Genomic DNA, 21,589 nt, shown 5'->3' with positions numbered 1-21,589 from the left:
GCTAGGCTCCTCGATCGAGGCGGCGCGTGATCGACAGTGCGTGCGCCGGCAGCCCTTCCGCTTCGGCAAGGCGCGCGGCCGGCGGTCCGAGTGCCTGGAAACCCTCGGGGCCGCAGCCGAGGAACGTCGTGCGCTTCATGAAATTCGCTGTGCCGAGCCCGCTGGAGAACCGCGCCCGCCGGCCGGTCGGCAGCACATGGTTGGGACCGGCGAGGTAATCGCCGATCGCCTCCGGCGTGTCGTAGCCCAAAAAAACGCTTCCGGCATGGCGCACGCGCGCGAAGACGGCGTCCGGATCACGGACCGCCAGCAGCAGATGCTCGGGCGCCAGCGCATCGATCAGCGCGGGCGCTTCGGACAGGTCTGCAATTTCGATGACCGCACCGTTGGCATCCCAGCTCGCACGCGCCGTCTCAGCGGTCGATATCGCATCGAACGCGGCTGGTAGCGCCGCCAGAACCGCCTGAGCGAGCGACGGCGAATCGGTGATCAGGATCGATTGGGAGGTCGGGTCGTGCTCCGCCTGGCTCAGCAGATCCGCGGCCAGGACCGCCGGATCGGCGCCGCTGTCCGCCACGATCAGGATTTCCGACGGACCCGCGACCATGTCGATGCCGATGCGGCCGTAAAGCTGGCGCTTCGCCTCCGCCACAAACGCATTGCCCGGACCGGCGATGAAATCGACCGCGGGCACGCTTTCTGTGCCGAAGGCGAGCGCGGCGACGGCCTGTGCGCCGCCGATTCGGTAGATCGTGTCGACGCCGGCAAGCTTCGCGGCCGCAAGCACCTCGTCGTTCGGCTCTCCGCCGGGGGTCGGCGTGACCATCACCAGTTGCTCCACGCCCGCCACTTTCGCCGGAATGGCGTTCATCAGTACGGAGGAGAACAGTGCCGCGCGGCCGCCCGGCACGTACAGCCCGGCCGCCGCAATCGGGCTGTAGCGCCAACCCGTACGCGTGCCCGTCTCGTCGACCTGCTGATGGTCGGCGGGCCGCTGCACCTCGTGAAAGGCGCGAATTCGGGATGCCGCCAGCTCCATCGCCGCAAGCAGATCCTTGTCGACGCGCTTCAACGCGGCGTCGATGCGGCCTGTCGGAATGCGCAGTTCGCCCGCCGGATCGAACCCGTCGAAGCGGGCCGTCAGTTCCGCGATCGCCGCATCGCCGCGCTGGCGCACGTCCTCGATGATCGTCCGCACGGCCGCAGAGACATCGCCGCCCTCGCCCCGGCCTGCCTCGACCAGCGCGCGAAAGCGGGCGGCGAAGTCGCCCGATGCGCTATTCAGACGTTGCATCCGCCGCCTCCCGGAACCGCGCAATCCAGTCCGCCATCACCGCGCCCTTTCGCTTGAACGCCGGCCGCGCGACGATCAGCCGGCTGGTGACCTCGGAAATCACCTCGACCTCGACCAGGCCGTTCGCCTTCAGCGTGTTGCCGCTGGACACCAGGTCGACGATGCGGCTGGTCAGCCCCAGCGCCGGGGCAAGCTCCATGGCGCCGTTCAGCTTGACGCATTCCGCCTGCACGCCGCGCGCGGCGAAGTGCCGGCTGGTCGTCTGGGGATATTTCGTAGCGACCCGAACGTGACTCCAGCCGCGCGGATCGTCCGTGGCGGCAAGTTCCTGCGGCTCCGCCACCGAAAGGCGGCATGCACCGATCTTCAGGTCCACCGGGGCATAGAGCGCGGAATAGCCGAATTCGTCGACGACGTCGCTGCCGACGATGCCGAAATCGGCAGCGCCGTGCGCGACGAAGGTGGCGGCGTCGAAGGCCCGCACGCGTATCAGCGATACGCCCGGCACGTTGGTACCGAATTGCAGCTTGCGGCTCGACTTGTCGTGAAATTCCGCCTCCGGCGTCAGACCGGCGCGTGCCATCAGGGGCAGCGCCTCGTCCAGAATGCGGCCCTTCGGAACGGCGAAGATGAGGCTGTCGGTCATAAGGGGGTCATGCCCATTGGGGTCGTCTTTAGGAAAGGTGCTGGTATAGGGAGCGGTTACTGGCCGCAAGGCGCCGCCGCCGTCCGCGGCGCAGGAACGCGGCCCGGCATGTGGGGGAAACACTGACTATATTCGATGACACCATCGCAACTGGCGTGCGCGCAGCGAAACTTTCGCTGCTGTGGGGAGAGACATTGACGGCCAGCGCCTTCGTGATGCACCGGCGCATGCGGATGATCTGCGACGCCGGCGCGTCGCCCAGCCCTGCCGACATGGCGGAATTCGGCCGTATGTTGCCGGAGAAGACCGACGCGTTCTATCGCGCGTTTTCCGGCGCCAGCCGCGCGCGGGATCCGCTGGAGGCGCTGGAAAACCTGCTGAAACCCATTCACAGCCGCGCAACCGGCAACGCCAGGCGATTACGCGGCGTCCGCTGACATGACGACGCGCCCGTTCGAGCGGCAGGCGCAATGGTCGGCTCGGCTGGGATCGCCGTTCATGCAGCGGCTCTGCCTGGCACTGGACCGGGCGCTGGACATGTCCAGTGAAACGGGACGGCGCGTTATGGGCTGGCCGGGAGATCCCGTGGCGGATGCCATGGTGCTGCGTGTGACAGGCGGGCTGAACGCACTGGTACGCGCCGGGAAAGCGCCTGCTTTGGCAAGTCTTTACCCGCCAAACCCGCTGCCGGAGACTGCCGCGCTTGAGGCCGCGCTCCGCAAAACCCTGCCGGTCGTGGGCGCCGCATTGCAGCCTTGGCTGGACGGGCCGCCGCAGACGAACGAGGTCGGCCGTTCGGGCGTGCTGATGCCGGGACTGATGACCATCGCTGCCCGCACCGGTCTGCCGCTGCGCCTGTTCGAGCTGGGCGCGAGCGCCGGCCTCAATCTGCGCCTCGACGATTATGCCTATGATTTGGGCGGGCTGAGGACCGGGCGCACGGCGTCGGCGGTAAGGATTCAGCCTGAGTGGGAGGGGCCGCCGCCGCCGAATGCCAAGGTGAATGTGACGGAACGGCGAGGCGTCGACATCAATCCGCTCGATGTGACCGATCCGGCGACGCAGCAGCGGCTGCTCGCCTATGTCTGGCCCGACCAGACCGCGCGGGTGGAACGGCTGGAAGCGGCGCTTGCCGCCGCTGCCGCCGATCCGCCGCCCATAGACCGGGCCGATGCCGCCGACTGGACGGAGCGGTGCCTTCTCCCGCTGGACGGAACTGCGACGGTCCTGTTCCATTCCATCGCATTCCAGTACTTCCCGCGCGCCTCGCAGCAGCGAATCGCCGCCCACATGCGGGGCATCGGTAAGCGGACCGGCGCCTTTGCGCCGCTGTTCTGGCTCCGCTACGAGGATGACGCGGGTTCGCCCGGGGCCTTGCCCACGCTGCGGCTGACCAGCTGGTCCGGCAGACCGGAAGGCGATCCGGATGAAGAGCATCTGGCGGACGCGCATCCGCACGGGACGCAGGTCCGCTGGCGGCTTCCGCAGACCGGGAATTGAAATTCTTGCCTTTCGTTCCCATCTCGTAGAGAGGTGCCGCCGCCCTTCGCCACTTCGCGAAGCGGCGCGATTTTTCATGCGCCGGTCATTTTTTCCGGTTTCGGCGCACAGCAAGCGAGATCCCAAGGGAGCCGAATGGCAAAAGAAGAACTCATCGAAATGCGCGGTCAGGTAACGGAACTGCTTCCGAATGCCATGTTCCGCGTCAAGCTCGAGAACGATCACGAGATCCTCGGGCACACTGCCGGCAAGATGCGCAAGAACCGCATTCGCGTCCTGGTCGGTGACGAGGTGCTCGTCGAACTGACCCCCTACGACCTGACCAAGGGTCGCATCACGTACCGCTTCAAGTAGGCGCGCGGTGCCGCGGCCGGACTCCGCGCCCGCCCTTGTGCTGGCTTCCTCCAGCCCGCGCCGCCGCGATCTCTTGGCGCAGCTGGGCATCGAGCCGGCGCGCATCCAATCCCCCGATATCAACGAAACCCCGGCCAAGGGCGAACGTCCGAGACCCTATGCCGAACGGATGGCCCGCGAAAAGGCGCTCGCCGTCTCGCGCGCCGATGGAGAGTGCGTCCTTGCCGGGGATACCACTGTCGCGGCCGGCCGGCGCATCTTTCCGCCCGCTGAGAGTCCGGACGATGTTCGCCGCTTCCTGACCCTGCTCAGCGGCCGGCGCCATGACGTCTTTTCCGCCGTCGCGCTGATCGACGCGGACGGTCAGGTGCGTGTTCGCGTTGCCGCCAGCGTCGTCCGCTTCAAGCGCCTGCATCCCGATGAGATCGACGCCTATGCCGAGAGCGGCGAGGGCGTCGGCAAGGCGGCGGGTTATGCTATACAGGGCCGCGCCTCTGCGTTCGTCCCATTCCTGTCGGGGAGCTATACCGGGGTGGTGGGGCTGCCGCTTTACGAGACGCGGGCCCTGCTGCTGACCGCGGGTTTTCCCGTCTAGCATGGGCCCGCCGGCCGGCGACTGGCTGTCGGAGCGCGGCATCGGCGAAACCCGCCTTGCGCGCGTCGAGCGGGGAGAGATCACCGACGCGCGGATCGAGAGGGCTGGCGAACTGGTCGCCGGCACCGTCGTCGAGGCGAGGCTGGTCCGGAAACAGGATGGGCGCGGCCTGGCCGAGATGAACGGCACGCCGCTTCTGGTCGAGCCCTGGCCGCGTGGCCGGACGGAGGGTGAGACGGTAGCCCTGATCATCGCTCGTCAGGTCATTCCGGAACGCGGCCGCCTGCGCGACGCGAAAGCGCGCATGCCCCACGCTGCCGCTGCTGCTGCCGAGGGCCCGGAGCGGATAGACGCACGGCCCGGCGATCTGTCCGAACATGGCTGGGAGGAGTTGATCGAGGAGGCGCGCTCCGGCGTCGTGGCATTCGAAGGCGGCTTGCTGTCCATCGTTCCGACGCCCGCCGGGACCACGATTGATATCGACGGCAGCCTGCCCCCGGCCGATCTGGCGCGGCGCGGCGCCGCCGCTGCCGCGCGTGCGATTCGCCGGCTCGACATTGGCGGCTCCATCCTCATCGACCTGCCCAGCCTGGAGGGGAAGGCCGAGCGCCAGTCCGCTGCCGCGGCGTTCGACGACGCCTTCGATTCCGCCGCGGCCGGCCCCTTTGAACGAACGGGCGTCAACGGCTTCGGCCTGCTTCAGGTGGTGCGGGCGCGTCGACGCCCGTCACTGATCGAGCGGGTGCAGAATCAATCGCTCGAAACCGGCGCGCTCGACCTGCTGCGGCGCGCCGAACGCGCGGTGCCGTGCACGAAACTTGAGCTGTCGGCTGGCGTCCGAATTGCGGACTGGCTGGAGGGGCAGCCCGCGCTCCTCAGCCTGCTGGCGCGGCGTACGGGCGGGCGCGTGACCTTGAAAGCGGCGGGGAACGACCCCTTATGGTGGGGCGATGTCCACGCCGGCCCCTGAATGCCCGATCTGCGGCAAACCCGCGACCCCTGCGGATCGCCCCTTTTGCTCGCGCCGCTGCCGCGACCGCGATCTCATCACCTGGCTTGACGAGGGATACCGCGTCCCCGTTGCGCCGGAAGAGGAGCCATCCGGCAATTAGGGTTGGCCAACGGCGTATTCTGAACTGGATGGGACCGCATCCTCTGGACAAGCCGAACGCTGCTCCCTATTAGGCCGCTCTCCACGCGCGGAACAGACGCCGCGTTCCCGTGCCCGGGTAGCTCAGTTGGTAGAGCATGCGACTGAAAATCGCAGTGTCGGCGGTTCGATTCCGTCCCCGGGCACCACTTGGCTTCCCTGCCCTATCCATCCGCGCAGGTCCTGCCCGTTCATTGGACTTTAAGACGGCGGGCATTATATACCGTTCGTTATGTTAGCGAGCAATACACCCACCAAAGGCCGCCCGCGGGAGTTCGACGTCGACGTCGCGCTGACGGCGGCGCTGCGCGTCTTTTGGAGCAAGGGGTATGAGGGCGCCTCTCTGACGGACCTTACGGAGGCGATGGGGATCACGCGTCCCAGCCTTTATGCGGCCTTCGGCAACAAGGAGGCGCTGTTTCGGCGCGCTCTCGACCTCTACGAGCGGGAAAAGCTCGAATATACGCGGCGTGCGCTTGATGCCCCGACCGCCAAGGGCGTGGCCGAACGTATGCTCTATGGGGCCATCGATGCGCAATGCAGCGAGTGCGAGCCGAAGGGCTGTCTGGGAGTCATCAGTGCGGTTGCTTGCGGTGCGGAAGCGGACGCCATCCGCGAACATGTCATTGCCCGCCGGGTGTCGTCGCGCAACGCGCTCGTCGAACGGTTGGAGCAGGCGAAGCAGGATGGCGACTTGCCGGCCGAAATCGATATCGACGGACTGACGGGATACCTGTTCGCCATATTGCAGGGCATGGCCGTTCAGGCCGGTGCCGGTGCGACGCGCGAGGATCTGGAGAAGGTCGTGAAGACTGGTCTCTCCATGTGGCCCGGGCGCTAGCCCGGCCCGTTTCCAACTTTTTTATTGAATAATACCGACCGGTACATAAAAGGTCTTGACGATCGGCCGTGCCCATTTATATACCGCATGGTATGGAAATGAGAAGGGGACGTGCGATGCACAGCCGACTCGATATGGACTTAGCAGAATAACGGAGCCCGCCCCGAACTAGCGGCGGTTCCGTTTTCGATCGGCATCGGATTCAGGCGCGATTTGGTGCGCCTGAATCCCCTGCCGACCACACACAATAGGGCACTCTTTTCTCGTTCGGCGCATGCCGGGCTGCGGGAGGCGTGCATCCAATTCACAGCGGTCCGAAGACCCGCGTTTTCGGAAACAGGGGACGTGCGCCTGCGTCCCGACAAGGATTTTACATGACGCTACTCGACGCTTCGCAAACCACGGAATTTCAGGAGGAGGCCGATTTTCCGGCTCTTCGTGCCGTGGCCTCCCCCCAGCCCGCCAGCCTGTCGGCACTGGAATGGTCCGTGGTGGCTCTTGCCCGCAGGGAGCGGCCGTCCAGCATAAGAAGACCCGGCGCTATCGCGGCCGCCATGGGACTTCTGTTCGGCGGGCGCCGTCTGCCGGCGCTCGCCGACCGGCGGCTCGAGGCTCTGCGCCGCCTTGCCGTGCTTGCGTGGCACCGCGCGGCCGCCATCGACGATGGTGAGATCGCCGCGTTCCTCGGCGCCGGCTTCACATCGCAGCAATATGAACTGGTCCGCGGAAGCATCGACGCGGGGCGGTCCGGTCGCAGCGTGGGGGTACACGGATGAACATGCATACGAAAATCGCGTCCTCCTCGGCGGACGCACCGAAGCATCCTGCGGCGCGCAGATCGAAGCGCGCGGCACTGCGGCGCGGCGCCTTCATGGCGGTGCCGCTATTTCTGGCCGCATGGGCGGGATACGAGGTGTTGCAGCCCGCAGGTCCGGCGAATGCCGCCCCGCCGCAGGTCGAAGTGACTGTCGCCAATCCCGTGGTTCGCGAGATCACGGAATGGGACGAGTATGTCGGCCGTTTCTCGCCCAGCCGGACGGTCGAGGTGCGGCCGCGGGTAGCCGGTGAGGTCACCGGCGTCCATTTCGAGGACGGCGCCCTCGTCAGGCGCGGCGATCTTCTCTTCACGATCGACCCCCGCCCCTTCGAGGCCGCTCTTGCCGAGGCGCAGGCGCGGCGGGCGAGCGCCGTCAGCAGCATGAACCTGGCCGATGCCGAGCTGACGCGGGCGCTGGAACTCGTCGATATCGACGCCGTATCAGCCAGCGAAGTCGACCGCCTGCGTGCGGAGGAGCAGGCGGCGCAGGCTGCCGTTGCGGCTGCGGATGCCGATGTCCGGGCGCGCACGCTCGATCTCGGCTTTACGAAGGTTCGGGCGCCCATAGCGGGTCGCATCTCGGACCGCCGGATCGATGCCGGCAACCAGGTGGGCGGCGGCGGTGCCGGTACGGCCACGCTTCTGACGACGATCAACGCTGTCGACCCGCTCTATTTCAATGTCGAGGCGTCCGAAGCGCTGTTTCTGAAGATGCGCCGCGCGGCGGAGGAAGGCGGCGGCGACGCCCCCATCGAGATCAGGTTGCAGGACGAGACCGCATATCGCTGGAAAGGACGGCTGGATTTTACCGACAACGGCCTCGACCCGCGATCCGGCACGATCCGCATTCGCGCGGTCGTCGACAATCCCGATGGGTTCCTGTCGCCCGGAATGTTCGGTGATGCGCACCTGACGAGCGCCTCGGCCCGCCGTGCGCTGCTGGTGCCCGATGCGGCCGTGCAGACCGATCAGGCCCGCAAGATCGTCACCATTATCGGCGATGACGGCACGGCGGAGGCAAGGCCGGTCGAACTGGGCCCCGCCATTCGCGGCCTTCGTGTCGTGCGCAGCGGCCTGTCGCGGTCGGACCGTGTCGTGATCAGCGCGCCCGAGCTCGCGCAGCCGGGCATGAAGGTCGAAACCCGCCCCGGCCGGATCGCGCCGAACGACGAAGACCGCGTCTCCGCGCCGGCAACGACCGCCCTGATCGGCGGCGCCAGCTTCGCCGCGAACTGATCGCCCTATCCAGACGAGGCTTCCATGCGTCTTTCCCGATTTTTCATATCGCGGCCGATTTTCGCCGCGGTCATCGCCGTCGTCATCACCATATTGGGGGCGATCGCGTATATCGGCCTGCCGGTTTCGCAATATCCGGATATCGTGCCGCCGACCGTAACGGTCACCGCCAGCTATCCGGGCGCGACCGCGCAGACCGTCGCAGAGACGGTGGCCGCGCCCATCGAGCAGCAAATCAACGGTGTCGACGACATGCTCTACATGTCCTCGGAATCGACCGGCGACGGCAACCTGACGATCACCGTTACCTTCAGGATCGGCACGGATCTCGACGCGGCCCAGGTGCTGGTGCAGAACCGGGTCGCGGTCGCGCTGCCGACCCTGCCGGAGGAGGTGCGCCGGCTTGGCGTCGTCACGCAGAAGACGTCGCCAGACTTCCTGATGGTGGTGAATCTGGTGTCGCCGGACGGATCGCTCGATCGCGGCTACATCTCGAACTACGCGCTGACGCAGATTCGCGACCGGCTGAACCGCATCGACGGGGTCGGCGATGTTCGCCTGTTCGGCGCGCGCGACTATGCGATGCGCGTCTGGATCGATCCCGGCCGTGCCGCCGCCCTCGATCTGACGGCGGGCGAGATCGTGGCCGCCCTGCGTGCGCAGAACGTCCAGGTCGCGGCCGGCACGCTCGGCCAGCCCCCCTATGACAGCGGCAACGCCTTTCAGCTGAACGTGGAGGCGCAGGGTCGCTATGCCGATCCCTCAGAGTTCGAGGGCATTGTCGTGCGCAGCGATCCGGACGGACGCCAGGTGCGCATTTCCGACGTCGCGAACGTCGAACTCGGCGCCGCCGATTATTCGTCGAACACCTATTTGTCGGGCGATCCGACCGTCATCATGGCCGTGTTCCAGCGGCCGGGGTCGAACGCACTGGCAGCCGCGCAGGCGGTCGAGGAGCAGATGGAGACGGCCTCCCAATCCTTTCCGAAGGGGCTGGACTACCGCGTTATATACAATCCGACGGAATTCATCTCGCAGTCGGTCGATGCGGTCATGCACACGCTTGGCGAGGCGGTGGTCCTGGTCGTGCTGGTCATCGTCGTGTTCCTGCAGAAATGGCGCGCGGCCATCATTCCCGTGGTCGCCATTCCGGTCTCGCTGATCGGCAGCTGCCTGGCGCTCGCCGCCTTCGGCTATTCGCTCAACAACCTGTCCCTGTTCGGCATGGTGCTGGCTATCGGCATCGTCGTCGACGACGCCATCGTCGTCGTGGAGAATGTCGAGCGGAACCTGGAGCGCGGCCTGTCGCCGCTGGAGGCCGCGCGTGTCTCCATGGACGAAGTGTCGGCGGCGCTTGTCGCCATTGTTCTGGTCCTCTGCGCGGTGTTCGTGCCGACGTTGTTTCTGACCGGCCTGTCGGGCGCCTTCTATCAGCAATTCGCTGTGACCATCGCGACGGCCACCCTGATCTCTCTGGTCGTGTCTCTGACGCTGTCACCGGCGCTTGCGGCCCTTCTCCTCCGTGCGGAGGAGCGCAGCGACAGGCCGTCGCGGATCATGGCCGTCCTTCACCGGGCCGGTGACGGGTTCAACCGCGGGTTCGAGCGGATGAGCGAACGGTATGCCGCGCTCACCCGCTGGCTCGTGACCCGGCCGCGTCGTGTCATGCTGGGCTATGGCGGCCTGATCGCGGCCACGGTCGGGCTGTTCTGGGCGACGCCGACCGGCTTTATCCCGGCGCAGGACCAGGGCTATTTCCTGACCGTGATCCAGCTTCCCGCCGGCTCCTCGCTTGAGCGCACGGATGCAGTCATGCAGGACGTGGCGAAGCGGATCCTGCCGATCCCCGGGGTCAAGGGTTCGGTGATGCTGGCCGGGTTCGACGGCCCGTCGCAGACGCTCGCGCCGAACACCGCCGCTGCCTATGTGCCGCTGGAATCCTTTGAGAAGCGCCAGGAACTCGGTGTCAGCTTCGAGGATATCATGGCGGAGGCGCAGCGCCGCACGGCCGACATCAACGAGGCGCGGCTGATGATCGTGCCGCCACCGCTCATTCAGGGCATCGGCTCTGCCGGCGGCTATCGGATGATGGTGCAGGATCTTGGCGAACACAGTTACGAGGCGCTGGAAGGTGCGGCCTATGGCCTGATCGGAAAGGCGAACCAGACGGAGGGGCTGGCGCAGGTCTACACCTTCTTCAACACAGCCACGCCGCGCATCTTTGCCGATATCGACCGCCGCAAGGCGGACATGCTCGGCGTCCCGCCGGAGCGCGTGTTCGAGGCGCTGTCGGTCTATCTGGGCTCCGCCTATGTGAACGACTTCAATCTTCTCGGCCGCACCTACCGCGTCACGGCGCAGGCGGATGCGGAACACCGGGAAACGGAAGCCGATATCGCGAACCTGCAGACGCGCTCGAACAGCGGCGAGATGGTTCCCATCGGGTCCGTCGCGACGTTCGACAGCAAGACCGGTCCCTATCGGGTGACGCGTTACAATCTGCGGCCCGCCGTTGCCATCGATGGCGACACGGCGCCCGGCTACTCGTCTGGCCAGTCGCTGGTGACGATGGAGAAGCTGGCGACGGAGACCCTGCCGAGCGGCTTCGGTCAGGAATGGACGGGCATTGCCTATCAGCAGCAGATGGCCGGCAATACCGCCGCCATCGTCTTTGCCCTGGCCGTGCTGTTCGTCTTCCTGGTGCTGGCGGCGCAGTATGAAAGTCTGGTGCTGCCGCTGGCGATCATCCTGATCGTGCCCATGTGCCTGCTCGCGGCCATGATCGGCGTCAATCTGCGCGGCATGGACAACAACGTCCTGACGCAGATCGGCCTTGTCGTCCTGATCGCGCTGGCGGCGAAGAACGCCATTCTGGTGGTCGAGTTCGCCAAGCAGGCGGAGGACGATGATGGTCTGTCACCGGTGGAGGCCGCCATTCGCGCGGCGCGGGACCGGCTGCGGCCGATCCTGATGACCAGCTTCGCCTTCATTCTGGGCGCGGTGCCGCTCCTGATCGCGAAGGGCGCCGGGGCGGAGCTGCGCCAGGCGCTGGGTACGGCGGTGTTCTTCGGCATGCTCGGCGTGACCGGGTTCGGTCTTCTTTTCACCCCCACATTCTACGTCGTCTGCCGCGCGCTGGGCGACCGTCTTGGACGGCGCCGCCGTTCCGAGGACGGCGCGGCGTTGCAGCCGGCGGAATAGGTTCGATCCCATGACGATACGCAATCACCTTCTGTCAGCTCTTTCCGCGCTTGCCCTTGCGGCATGTGCGGCGGGGCCGGATTATGTCCCCCCTGCGGTCACTCCCACCGCGTCCGGCCCCTTCCTTTCCACAGAGTCGTCCGCCGTGACCGCCCAGCCGGTCGCCGCCGACTGGTGGCGTCTCTATGACGATCCGGTTCTCGACAGGCTGATCGAGGACGCGCTGGCGGCGAATACCGACATTCGCGTTGCCGCGGCGCGCGTCGCCCGTGCGCGTGCGATGCTGAGAGGCGCGAGGGCGGACCGCGAACCGCAGGCTCAAATCAATGCGGACGCGAACTACGGCCGCCAACCGGCCATCCAGCGTTTTCCCGGCCTCGACCGGGAAGACTGGATCATCGATGCCGGTCTGGACGTCGCCTATGAAGTCGATCTGTTCGGCCGCGTGTCGCGCGGCGTCGAGGCGGCAGAGGGCGATGTCGGGGCGGCGCAGGCGGACGCCCGCGCCGTGCGCGTCGCCATCGTTGCCGAAACGGCGCGGGCCTATGCCGACGCCGCCTCCTCGGCCGCGCGGCTGAAGGTGGCGAACGACATCGTCGGTCTGCTTGACCGGTCCCTGTCGCTGACGCGGCGGCGGCATCAGGCCGGCTTCGACACCGGCCTCGATACCGCGCGCATCGCCGCGCTCAGGAACCAGCGCGCGGCGGACGTGCCCGCGATAGAGGCGCAGCGCGACGCGGCATTGTTTCGTCTTGCGGAACTGACAGGCCGGGTGCCGGCGGATCTGCCGGCCATTGCCGCGGAACGGGCCGATATGCTGATCCTGGACCAGCCCATCCCGGTGGGGGACGGCGCCGCTCTTCTGGCGCGCCGCCCCGACGTGCGGGCGGCCGAACAGCGTCTTGCGGCCGCGACGGCGCGGATCGGCGTCGTGACCGCGGACCTCTATCCGCGGATTTCGCTTGGCGGGTCGGTGGGTTCGACCAGCACGTCCTTTGGCGACATGTTCGGCGCCGGCCCCTTTCGCTGGTTGCTGGGCCCGCTCATCGGCTGGACCTTTCCCAATCAATCGAAGGCGCGCGCGCGGATCGCCGCTGCCGAGGCCGATACGCAGGGCGCACTGGCGGAATTCGATGGCACGGTGCTCGCTGCCCTTCGGGAGGTGGAAACGGCGCTGTCCGTCTACCAGCATGATCTGCAGCGCCGGTCCGATCTGCAGGCGGCCTATGAGGAGGCGAAGCGAGCGGTCGAGATTACGCGGGTCCAGCAGCGCGTTGGTTCGGTCGATTCGCTGGCCCTTCTGGATGCGGAGCGAACATTTGCCGACGCGAACGCGGCTCTGGCGAACGCGGATGCCGCCCTATCGGGGGATCAGATTGATCTTTTCAGGACGCTCGCTGGCGGGTGGGGACCGCCTGAGTCGGATGTTCTGACAGGCAGGAGATCCAGCACGCCCACGGACGACGGTGACCAGCGAGATTGGTCGCAAAACTTAGCCGATTTATCCGATTAATAATTGTCATTTCGTTAAGGATTGCTATGGGCAAAATCTAAGAACGGCGAAAATGTGTCGTGAAGGGGAGGATTATGACGTGGCGTGCACTCATGCTGGGCGCGGTATCCAGCATTGGCCTGACATCTGCGGCCCTGGCGCAGGACACTTCGCCGCCCATCGATCAGACACCCCCCGCGGAGAACGAGACGCCCTCTGACGTCGGAACGGTTCCTGCCGATAATCAGCAGCCTTCGGCGCAGCAGCCGATCGTCATCACCGGCATTCGCAGTTCGCTGGAGCGCGCGGCGGAGATCAAGCAGAATGCCGATCAGGTGGTCGATTCGATCATCGCGGATGACATCGGCAAGTTCCCGGATCCGACCACGGCCGCCGCGCTGCAGCGCGTGCCGGGCGTGCAGGTCACCGTCGGCGGCAATAACGAGATCACCGGCGTCCTCATTCGCGGTCTCAGCGACATTTTGACGACGGTGGACGGGCGCGAGCTGTTCTCGACCGCCGGCCGTACCTTCGAATTCCAGGACCTGCCGGCCGAGGCGCTGGCGCGCGTCGACGTCATCAAATCCTCGACCGCCGATCTGATCGAGGGCGGCATTGCCGGCATCACCGATCTGCAGCTGAACAAGGCGTTCGATTTTCAGGACCCGACCGTCGTCGTCACGGCCCGCGGCAACCATGCGTCGAACACCGACACGATCACGCCGCAGCTCGGCTTCCTGGCAACCGACACCTGGGAAACCGGCATCGGCGACATCGGCGCGCTGATCAACGTCACCTGGTCCAGCACCGACTATAACCGGCCGTACTTCTATGTCCCTGTCCGGCGCAGCGGCACGTTCCGGTTCGATACCCCTGGCGTGGCGCTGCCGAATGTGAATGGCGGCCTCAACGAGTACGGCAATTACGAGCGGCCGCAGGCCAATGCCTCGCTGCAATGGCAGGCCTCTTCCGAGCTGGAAATCTACGCCGACGGCCTGTTCACGGGCTTTCGGTCCGACAACCAGTCCGCATTCGTGGAAACCCAGTTCTTCAACGAGGGCACCGAGGTGTCCGACATTGTCACCGACGACAATTGTTTCGATGCGCGGGTGACGGAGGGCGGCTTCAATCCGCGCGTCATCCAGAATCCGAACCAGAATGGCGGCCAGCCGTTTCTGGAAGACTTCACTGTTCAGAATCTATGCAACGTGACCTCCGCGACGTTCCGCAACGCCCGGGCCTTCACCAGCGCGCAGTCGCGCACGGCAGAGACGAACAATTACCTGGGCGCTCTCGGCTTCCGCTATGAGAAGGACGCCTTCAAGCTGGACGGCGATTTCTCGTACCAGGATTCGACCTATACGAACGAGACGTTCATCGTCGACATCGGCAAGCCGATCGAGGAAATCCAGGTTGTCACGAACGACGGCAATGGCGGCCGTTACTTCCAGCCCGGCAATCCGCTCTACAATCCGGACGGGTTCTTCTTCCGCAACGGCCTCAATCAGAACTTCACGCGCACCAGCGGCGACATGCTCGCCGCGCAGCTGGACGCCGAATATGAAATCGGCGGCATCATCGACCGAATTCAGATCGGCGGCCGGTTCGCGGACCGGTCGGCGCGCTCCGATCAGGCGTTGGTCAATATTGGCGCGCCGGGCGGGGACATGGTCACGCCCATCAGCGACGCGACCGGTCTTCCGAGCGACTTCCTGGTCAGCACGCCCGGCATTCCGCGCCAGAACAATGGTGCGCCGGTGCTGATACCGAACCCGGATTATCTGCGCTCCGACGAGGGCCGCGACTATCTGCGCGGCTTCTACGGCCTGCCGCTCGGCGATCCGGAATATCAGGCGGAGCGCCGCTTCGACGCGCAGGAAAAGACCTATGCCGCCTACATTCAGGCTGCCTACGACATTCCGCTGGGCGATACGATCAACATCGACGGCCTGATCGGTGTGCGTCCGACCCGCACCGAGCGCACCATTGCCGGCGCGGGCCTCGTCGACGGCGTACCGGTGCCGGTGGAATCCTCCACGACCGACACCGACGTACTGCCGAACGCCAGCGCGCGCATCGACTTCGGCGGCGGTCTGCAGGCGCGCGCCAATTACAGCAAGACGGTGCGCCGGCCCGGCTTCGGCTCGCTGAATCCGGGCGTCAGCTATGTCATCGCCACCAACCCGAACGTCATCAATTCGGGCTCAGCCGGCAATCCGGATCTGCGCCCGCAGAAGTCCGACAGCTATGACGCCACCCTGGAATATTACTTCCAGAACGGCTTCCTCGCCGTCGCCGCCTTCTACCGCGAAATCAGCGACCGGATTATCACATCCGCAAGCGCCGAGGTGATCGATGGCAATACCTACAACATCTCGCGTCCGCGCAACCTGGGCGCGGCGGAGCTGAAGGGTGTGGAGGTCAGCGGCCAGACCTTCTTCGACTTCCTGCCCGGCGCGCTCTCCGGCTTCGGCGTGTTCGGCAACTACACGCTCGTCGACAGCGAGGTAACGGCCGAGGACGACAATCTGTTCGGAGAGACGCTGCAGGGCGTGTCGAAGCACAACTTCAACGCCGGCCTCCTCTACGAGAAGTTCGGCCTGTCGACCCGCCTCGTCTACACCTACCGCTCGCGCTACTATGATGGCGACGCCACCGGCCTGAACATCGTCCGCCCGATCGACGCCGACCGCGTCGACGAGGTGTTCGTGCCGACCGTCCTCAACTATGTGCGCCCCGGCGGCCGTCTCGACCTCAGCATCGCCTATGACCTCAACGAGGATATTCGCCTGACGGTCGGCGGCACCAACATCCTGCGCAACAAGTACAAGAGCTACTTTCAGGAGTCCTACTTGACGCGCGACGTGCGCTACGACGACTCCATCTACACGTTCGGCATTCGCGCCCGCTTCTGAAGGCTCTGAAAAGGCGCCGGTTCCCGCCACTTGAGGGAGCCGGCGCCTTTGTGCGTGCTGCTATTCGGCCGGTTGCGGCTCGCGAGGCGAGGCCTGGACCGGCAGCGAGGCGGACCAGCGGCGCAGCTTCGGCGTCAGCATGTTCATGATATCGGGACGCTCGGCCGCCATATTGCGGGTTTCGCCCGGATCCGACTGCAGGTTGTAAAGTTCGGCGTCGGAGCCGTCGGCCGCCGCCAGAAGCTTCCAGTCACCGGCGCGGATGGCGAAACCGGGGCGCTGATCGCGCTCCAGATACGGCCGCGGAAACTTCGAGCGGTCGCCGAACGCACCATAGGCATAATAAAGATCGGGGCGGCTTTCGATCGGGTCGCCCTCAAGCGCGGGCAGCAAGCTGATCCCGTCGAGATTCGCTGGCGCCGGCACATCGGCTGCGTCGGCCAGGGTCGGGTAGAGATCGACCGCATTGGCAACGGTGGTGTCGTCGCGTTGGCCGGGCTCGATGTGGCCGGGCCAGTAGACGATCAGCGGCTCGCGCACGCCGCCCTCGTACAGGCTGCCCTTGCGGCCGCGGAACTCGCCCGCGCTGCCCGGCACCACCCCTTCCTTGTAGTAGGCCGGTGAGCCGGTGGGGCCGTTGTCGCTGGTCAGCACGATCATGGTGTTGTCGAGTTCGTCGCGTTCCCGCAGCGCATCGACCATTCGGCCGATCTCCATATCGAGCGCTGACAGGACCGCCAGAAACCGCACCTCCGACTCGGATCGTCCAGCGCCGTTGACGGCGGCGATCTGCTCCTCGGTGGGGTGCCAGGGATCGTGGACATCGTCGGGCCACAGGGTCACGTACCAGGGCTCGTCCTGGTGCCGGTCGATGAAATCCAGCGCCTTGTCGATATAGCGCTCGGTGATCTTGCCCTTCGGCAAGTGGTCGATGGGGCCACGTCCCAGCGCCTCGCTTCTGGATGCAAGGCGCGCATCGTCCTCGGTCATCAGAACGCGGGGGCCCAGCCCCTCGAACTGGGTATAGCTTTCGTCGAAACCATATTCGGTCGGTAGCGGCGCCTCGCCAATGTCGCGGCCGCCCCCCATGTGCCACTTGCCGAAATGGCCCGTCGCATATCCTGCGGCCTTCAGCGAGCGGGGCAGTGTCGGCAATTCCGGATTCAGCCAGTGCGCCTGCCGCGTCGCATCATTGTGCGCGCGGGAATCGATGAAGTTCCAGAAGCGTTCCCGTGCAGGGAAGCGTCCGGTGAGGAAGCCGGCGCGCGATGCCGAACAAATAGGCGCCGCGACCGTGAACTGCGTCATCAAAAGCCCGTCCCGCGCCAAGCGGTCCATGTTGGGCGTTTCCACGAGATCGTTGCCCGTGATCGACAGGTCGCCGTACCCCATGTCGTCGATCAGGATGAACAGCATGTTCGGCCGCGCCTCTGCCTGCTGCGGGGCGGCGCGCGCGGAGGCGGCGGGTGAATCGGCCCCAGGCTGGCTGCAGGCGGCCACCCCCAGAAATACGGTCGATAGGAATGTACGAACGGCGCCTGATCTGATCTTCATAATCTCTCCCCGGTATCGAGCGGCCGGCATGACAACCCGGCAGCTCAGATGCCTTATATCAGATAAATATGCTATTGAGCTAGGACTGGGCTTCCCTAGTATGAGAGCAGGAAACGAAATGACGCTGCTGCAAAGGCGGCGCGGCACCAGGGGAGACGCCATGCGCCAGATTATCCACAACCGCCTGTCCCGCCGACGGTTCACACTGTCCGTCGCTGCGGCAGCGGCAATGTCGCTGAGCGCCCTCCTGCCGGCGCCTGCGGCGCATGCGCAGCAGCCTCCGCCCGCTGCGCAGGCCGCCGAAAAGCCGGACATGGTCATCATGCTTGCGGACGATCTCGGGCTTCTCGACACCGGGGCCTATGGCAACCGAGAGGTGCGAACACCCAATATCGACCGGTTGGCGCAGGAGGGGCAGACCTACGACCGTGCCTTCGTCGCCTCGCCCGCCTGCGCCCCCAGCCGAGGGGCGCTGCTGACCGGCCTGATGCCGGCCCGGAACGGAGCCGAGCCCAATCACGGTGCCGTGCACAGCTGGGTCAAGAAAATGCCCGCCTATCTGCAGGAGCAGGGCTATCAGGTCGTATCGTTCGGCAAGGTCGCGCATTACGAGCAGGTGAAGCGATATGGTTTCGACCATTACGAGCATTTCACCTTTCACGACGATGAGGCGGTGGAGGCGGCCGTTCGCTGGCTGAAGGAGCGTGACGATCCGCGGCCGCTTGCCCTGTTCGTCGGCAGCAACTGGCCGCACGTCCCGTGGCCGAAAACGACCGAGGGCTACGATCCCGATGCGGTCAGCCTGCCGGAAAAATCGATCGACACTCCACTCACCCGCGATGCCCGGGCGCGCTTCTACGCCGCCGTCAGCCGGCTCGATACGGAGGTGGGCAAGGTTCTCGACGCCAGCGAGGCGATCTTGGGCGACGACACCTTCTACCTGTTTACCTCGGATCACGGGACGCAGTGGCCCTTCGGCAAGTGGAATCTCTACGATACCGGTACGCAGGTGCCGATGATCGTACGCTGGCCGGGCGCCACCCAGCCGGGATCGCGCACCGATGCGATGGTCAGCTGGGTCGATATCCTGCCGACCCTCGTCGACGTGGCAGGCGGCGAGGCGCCGGACGATCTGGACGGGCGCAGCTTCATCCCCCTTGTGCGCGGCGAGACGGACGAGGCGCGCAGCGAGATTTTCACCACGCATACCAATGACGGCAAGGTGAACGTCTTCCCCATGCGCAGCATTCGCACGGACCGGTGGAAGTATATCCGCAACCAGCATCCGGACTGGGTCTACACGACCCATATCGATCAGTTCGGCAAGCGCGTCGATTCCGGCGCCTATTTCCTGTCCTGGGTCGATGCGGCCGAAACGGACGCCCGCGCGAAGGAGATCGTCGACGATTATTATAACCGTCCGGCGGAGGAGCTTTACGATCTGCAGGCCGACCCGGCGGAGAAGCGGAATCTGGCGGACGACCCGCGATATGCGGATGTTCTGAAGGATCTTCGCTCGCGCCTGGATGCGTGGCAGACCCAGCAGGGCGACACGATGCGCCTTCATGCGCCGCCGCATCTGACGCGGGAGCAGACGGTCACGAAGTGACGGCGGGCCGGCTTGCCGATTTCGTTGCAGTCAACCGCTCTGTAGCGAAGCGGCGCGCGCCGCCTCCTGGTCGGGACCGAAGCCGACCTCGTCCACCAGTTCCAGCGCGTCGTTGAAGCCGGCCCCGCAATACACCGGGACGCCGGCGGCTTCGATGCCTGCAAGATGATCGCCAGTCGCACCCGTCCGGCAGGTGCCGGCAACATCGCGAATGAAGACACCTGCCACGTTGCGGGGAAAATCGCGCACGACCGCGGCGTAAATGGCGACATCCTGCTGACCGTTGTCGCCGATCAGCAGAAACCGGAAATCCGGATAGAAGGCCAGGATGCGTTCGATCGCCTGCAGCTTGTGGTCGTCATGCGCGCCCGCGATGAACATGTCGCGGCCGATCCCATAGTCGCGCAGGAACATCGGCCCGTGCGGAATATCGTTTAGCTCCATGAACTCCGTAATGAAGCCGTGAAGATTCCAGGGGCTGGAGGAAACATAGAAGACGGGCCGCCGCGGCGCGTCATGGTCGACGACGAGCATGCGATAAAGCTTCGAGGCGCCCGGCACGGCCAGGCGGTCCGCCGGCCGGTGCAGCAGAACACGGCGCCAGTTCTTCAGGAAATTCGTGGCGCCGGTTTCCACCACCGTATCGTCGATGTCCGAGATGATGCCGAGCCGCATCTCTCGTCCCGGGGCGAGGACGGGGGCGGTCACGCGCCGCTGATCGGATTCGCGGTCCGGCAGGGACAGGGTCACCTCCTCCCAGCCGGTGCGTGCCGGAAGCGCGCGGCCGGAGAGCGGAATCCGAAAGGTGAAATAGCCCTCCCCGTCGGTTCTGGTCTCGAAGTGGCCGCCATACCCCTCCGCGGCGATACGTACGCCGGGAACCTCGTCGCTTTCGTAGATTGCCAGCATCGCGCGCAGCCGGCTGAACGTACCCGTACCGGGGTCGAGCGGTTGCCGGTATTCGACGATGCGGCCCGACAGGCGTGCCTCCGTCTCGTTCCGGTAGCCGGCATAGGTGAGGATTCGTAGCTTCTGCGTGGGACTGCGTCGCCGCGCCCGCACGGCGTCGATGCGCTCCTCGGCCTCTGCCACCGCGCGGTGGAACAGGCGGAAGAACGGTGTGTCTGGAAGCATTTGGCCCTTTCACGCAGCGTTTTGACGACTGATCGGTTCTAGCGGCATGATCGGTCCGGCCCAAAGAGACAACTGCCGGCCAAAGAAGGGGAAGAACGATATGCCGATGCGAACCATGCTCATGGCGGCGCTGCTCGCCGGAACGCCGCTTGCCACCACGATCGCGGCATCCGCAAGCGCCGCACCCGTCGATGCGGCGCAGGTCGCGCCGATGCTTGCGGTTGCGGACCGCAGCGCCGACGACCGCGCGCTCGACGCCCTGCGCGACCCGGCGAAGGCGATTGCCTTCATGGCGGTGGAGCCCGGAGACCGCGTGCTCGATGTCTTTGCCGGCGCGGGATATTATTCCGAACTTCTGGGTCGGCTCGTCGGACCGGATGGATTCGTCATCGCGCAGAACCCGGCGGGTTTCGCGAAGCGGGAGAGGATACGCACGGCCGTCGCCGCCCGCGGCTATGGCGAGCGCCTGCCGAATGTCGCCGCGATGAACCGCGACTTCGACGCGGTCGGCCTGGCGCCAAACAGCCTGGACGCGGCGCTGTTTCACCTCGTCTATCACGATCTTTATTTTCAGAATCCGGAAATGAGCCTGCCGCAATCCGATCCGCAGAAGCTGCTCGCCGAAATCAATCGCGCTCTGCGGCCAAGCGGGACGGTGACGGTCATCGACCATGTCGGTGCAAAGCCCACGGACCCGCGCGCGGAGGTGGCCGCCGTCCACCGCATCGCACCGGCGCGGGTCATTCAGGATTTCCGCAAGGCCGGATTCGACCTGGTGGCGGAGGAAATCTTCTTCGAGAATCCGCAGGACGATGTTTCGCGGTCGGTGTTCGACGAACCGGTTCGTGGCAAAACGAACCGCTTCGCGCTGCGTTTTGCGAAGGCAGGAGATCCCAATGTCCGCTTCATCGAGACGGAGACCGCCATGCCGGACCAGCCAGATCCCTCTGCCGGAATGGACGCAGCCTGCGACGCCTCCGCGGCCGCCACGTTCGTGGGACAGGTTTATGAGGAGGCGCTGAAGGCGCAGATGGTCGAGGCGGCGGGCGCGCGCACCGCGCGGGTCTATGACACCAACAGCGCCGTCACGATGGATTTCCGCCCGGATCGCCTCAATATCGTCACGGAGCCGGAAACGCGCAGGATTCTGGAAGTGAAGTGCGGGTGAATCCCCGCAGCGGCCCGAAGCGCCTCAACAAAGGCTAGAACCAGCAGGAGGCGGCAAGCTTGGAAACGGCATGGACTCCCGCG

At 65.9% G+C, this 21,589-nt stretch carries 18 protein-coding genes and 1 tRNA gene; 15 read left to right on the top strand and 4 right to left on the bottom strand.

Going from position 1 to position 21,589, the window contains the following annotated elements; genetic code table 11:
* Position 1: 1 nt before the first annotated feature.
* Complete coding sequence (hisD, locus tag C725_RS13555; RefSeq protein ID WP_008603745.1) at positions 2–1,294, bottom strand: histidinol dehydrogenase; 1,293 nt, start codon at positions 1,292–1,294, stop codon at positions 2–4.
* On the bottom strand, positions 1,278–1,940 hold the full coding sequence (hisG, locus tag C725_RS13550; protein WP_008603744.1) for an ATP phosphoribosyltransferase: 663 nt from the start codon (positions 1,938–1,940) through the stop codon (positions 1,278–1,280). Before hisG ends, hisD begins: the two co-directional genes overlap by 17 nt.
* 155 nt (positions 1,941–2,095) lie before the next feature.
* Here hisG and C725_RS13545 point away from each other — a divergent pair, with 155 nt between their 5' ends.
* The 13 genes from C725_RS13545 (at position 2,096) to C725_RS13490 (ending at position 16,041) form a co-directional block, all read left to right on the top strand.
* Entirely contained in the window at positions 2,096–2,377 is a 282-nt protein-coding gene (locus C725_RS13545; RefSeq protein WP_008603743.1) for a hypothetical protein, read from the top strand.
* A gap of 1 nt (position 2,378) precedes the next feature.
* Positions 2,379–3,440, top strand: a complete 1,062-nt coding sequence (locus C725_RS13540; RefSeq protein ID WP_008603742.1) for a DUF2332 domain-containing protein — start codon at positions 2,379–2,381, stop codon at positions 3,438–3,440.
* 135 nt (positions 3,441–3,575) lie between these two features.
* A complete protein-coding gene (gene infA, locus C725_RS13535) occupies positions 3,576–3,794 on the top strand; it encodes a translation initiation factor IF-1 (RefSeq protein ID WP_008603741.1) in 219 nt (72 codons plus the stop codon).
* A 7-nt stretch (positions 3,795–3,801) separates the two neighbouring features.
* Positions 3,802–4,389 (top strand): Maf family protein, encoded by a 588-nt coding sequence (locus C725_RS13530; RefSeq protein ID WP_008603740.1) that lies wholly within the window; start codon positions 3,802–3,804, stop codon positions 4,387–4,389.
* A gap of 1 nt (position 4,390) precedes the next feature.
* Complete coding sequence (locus C725_RS13525; RefSeq protein ID WP_008603739.1) at positions 4,391–5,359, top strand: ribonuclease; 969 nt, start codon at positions 4,391–4,393, stop codon at positions 5,357–5,359.
* On the top strand, positions 5,340–5,501 hold the full coding sequence (locus C725_RS15920) for a DNA gyrase inhibitor YacG (protein ID WP_008603738.1): 162 nt from the start codon (positions 5,340–5,342) through the stop codon (positions 5,499–5,501). The genes C725_RS13525 and C725_RS15920 overlap by 20 nt, the downstream gene beginning before the upstream one ends.
* Positions 5,502–5,612: 111 nt before the next feature.
* Positions 5,613–5,688 (top strand) — tRNA-Phe (locus C725_RS13520).
* An 83-nt stretch (positions 5,689–5,771) separates the two neighbouring features.
* A complete protein-coding gene (locus tag C725_RS13515) occupies positions 5,772–6,380 on the top strand; it encodes a TetR/AcrR family transcriptional regulator (RefSeq protein WP_008603737.1) in 609 nt (202 codons plus the stop codon).
* A 374-nt stretch (positions 6,381–6,754) separates the two neighbouring features.
* Positions 6,755–7,156 carry a hypothetical protein gene (locus C725_RS13510; RefSeq protein WP_008603736.1) on the top strand — a complete coding sequence of 134 codons (402 nt, stop codon included), beginning with the start codon at positions 6,755–6,757 and terminating at the stop codon, positions 7,154–7,156.
* Positions 7,153–8,433 (top strand): efflux RND transporter periplasmic adaptor subunit, encoded by a 1,281-nt coding sequence (locus tag C725_RS13505; RefSeq protein ID WP_008603735.1) that lies wholly within the window; start codon positions 7,153–7,155, stop codon positions 8,431–8,433. The genes C725_RS13510 and C725_RS13505 overlap by 4 nt, the downstream gene beginning before the upstream one ends.
* Before the next feature lie 24 nt (positions 8,434–8,457).
* Positions 8,458–11,634 (top strand): efflux RND transporter permease subunit, encoded by a 3,177-nt coding sequence (locus tag C725_RS13500; RefSeq protein ID WP_008603734.1) that lies wholly within the window; start codon positions 8,458–8,460, stop codon positions 11,632–11,634.
* 10 nt (positions 11,635–11,644) lie between these two features.
* Positions 11,645–13,147: an efflux transporter outer membrane subunit gene (locus C725_RS13495; protein WP_078056301.1), complete on the top strand. Its 1,503-nt coding sequence runs from the start codon at positions 11,645–11,647 to the stop codon at positions 13,145–13,147.
* A 74-nt stretch (positions 13,148–13,221) separates the two neighbouring features.
* Complete coding sequence (locus tag C725_RS13490; protein ID WP_008603732.1) at positions 13,222–16,041, top strand: TonB-dependent receptor; 2,820 nt, start codon at positions 13,222–13,224, stop codon at positions 16,039–16,041.
* 60 nt (positions 16,042–16,101) lie between these two features.
* Here the strand turns inward: C725_RS13490 and C725_RS13485 are convergent, their stop codons facing one another.
* Entirely contained in the window at positions 16,102–17,595 is a 1,494-nt protein-coding gene (locus C725_RS13485) for a sulfatase-like hydrolase/transferase (protein ID WP_008603731.1), read from the bottom strand.
* A gap of 118 nt (positions 17,596–17,713) precedes the next feature.
* Here C725_RS13485 and C725_RS13480 point away from each other — a divergent pair, with 118 nt between their 5' ends.
* The gene (locus C725_RS13480) at positions 17,714–19,204 is read left to right on the top strand and encodes a sulfatase family protein (RefSeq protein WP_243442756.1); all 1,491 of its coding nucleotides are present in this window, start codon (positions 17,714–17,716) and stop codon (positions 19,202–19,204) included.
* A 30-nt stretch (positions 19,205–19,234) separates the two neighbouring features.
* Here C725_RS13480 and C725_RS13475 read toward each other — a convergent pair whose 3' ends face one another.
* The gene (locus tag C725_RS13475) at positions 19,235–20,338 is read right to left on the bottom strand and encodes an App1 family protein (RefSeq protein WP_008603728.1); all 1,104 of its coding nucleotides are present in this window, start codon (positions 20,336–20,338) and stop codon (positions 19,235–19,237) included.
* Between the two features lie 100 nt (positions 20,339–20,438).
* Here C725_RS13475 and C725_RS15510 point away from each other — a divergent pair, with 100 nt between their 5' ends.
* Positions 20,439–21,506, top strand: coding sequence for an I78 family peptidase inhibitor (locus tag C725_RS15510; RefSeq protein ID WP_008603727.1), 1,068 nt, complete (start codon positions 20,439–20,441; stop codon positions 21,504–21,506).
* Positions 21,507–21,589 lie beyond the last annotated feature (83 nt).

It is taken from the genome of Pacificimonas flava (genome assembly GCF_000342165.1).
Lineage (GTDB): Bacteria > Pseudomonadota > Alphaproteobacteria > Sphingomonadales > Sphingomonadaceae > Pacificimonas > Pacificimonas flava.
Note: the sequence above shows the minus strand (reverse complement) of the source record. Positions and strands in the feature narration are given on the sequence as shown.

Bases quoted from the DNA above. Each gene is read 5' to 3' on its own strand.
- hisD (WP_008603745.1), bottom strand. From the start codon at position 1,294: ATGCAACGTCTGAATAGCGCATCGGGCGACTTCGCCGCCCGCTTTCGC.
- hisG (WP_008603744.1), bottom strand. From the start codon at position 1,940: ATGACCGACAGCCTCATCTTCGCCGTTCCGAAGGGCCGCATTCTGGAC.
- C725_RS13540 (WP_008603742.1), top strand. From the start codon at position 2,379: ATGACGACGCGCCCGTTCGAGCGGCAGGCGCAATGGTCGGCTCGGCTG.
- infA (WP_008603741.1), top strand. From the start codon at position 3,576: ATGGCAAAAGAAGAACTCATCGAAATGCGCGGTCAGGTAACGGAACTG.
- C725_RS13525 (WP_008603739.1), top strand. From the start codon at position 4,391: ATGGGCCCGCCGGCCGGCGACTGGCTGTCGGAGCGCGGCATCGGCGAA.
- C725_RS15920 (WP_008603738.1), top strand. From the start codon at position 5,340: ATGTCCACGCCGGCCCCTGAATGCCCGATCTGCGGCAAACCCGCGACC.
- C725_RS13515 (WP_008603737.1), top strand. From the start codon at position 5,772: ATGTTAGCGAGCAATACACCCACCAAAGGCCGCCCGCGGGAGTTCGAC.
- C725_RS13510 (WP_008603736.1), top strand. From the start codon at position 6,755: ATGACGCTACTCGACGCTTCGCAAACCACGGAATTTCAGGAGGAGGCC.
- C725_RS13505 (WP_008603735.1), top strand. From the start codon at position 7,153: ATGAACATGCATACGAAAATCGCGTCCTCCTCGGCGGACGCACCGAAG.
- C725_RS13500 (WP_008603734.1), top strand. From the start codon at position 8,458: ATGCGTCTTTCCCGATTTTTCATATCGCGGCCGATTTTCGCCGCGGTC.
- C725_RS13495 (WP_078056301.1), top strand. From the start codon at position 11,645: ATGACGATACGCAATCACCTTCTGTCAGCTCTTTCCGCGCTTGCCCTT.
- C725_RS13490 (WP_008603732.1), top strand. From the start codon at position 13,222: ATGACGTGGCGTGCACTCATGCTGGGCGCGGTATCCAGCATTGGCCTG.
- C725_RS13485 (WP_008603731.1), bottom strand. From the start codon at position 17,595: ATGAAGATCAGATCAGGCGCCGTTCGTACATTCCTATCGACCGTATTT.
- C725_RS13480 (WP_243442756.1), top strand. From the start codon at position 17,714: ATGACGCTGCTGCAAAGGCGGCGCGGCACCAGGGGAGACGCCATGCGC.
- C725_RS13475 (WP_008603728.1), bottom strand. From the start codon at position 20,338: ATGCTTCCAGACACACCGTTCTTCCGCCTGTTCCACCGCGCGGTGGCA.
- C725_RS15510 (WP_008603727.1), top strand. From the start codon at position 20,439: ATGCCGATGCGAACCATGCTCATGGCGGCGCTGCTCGCCGGAACGCCG.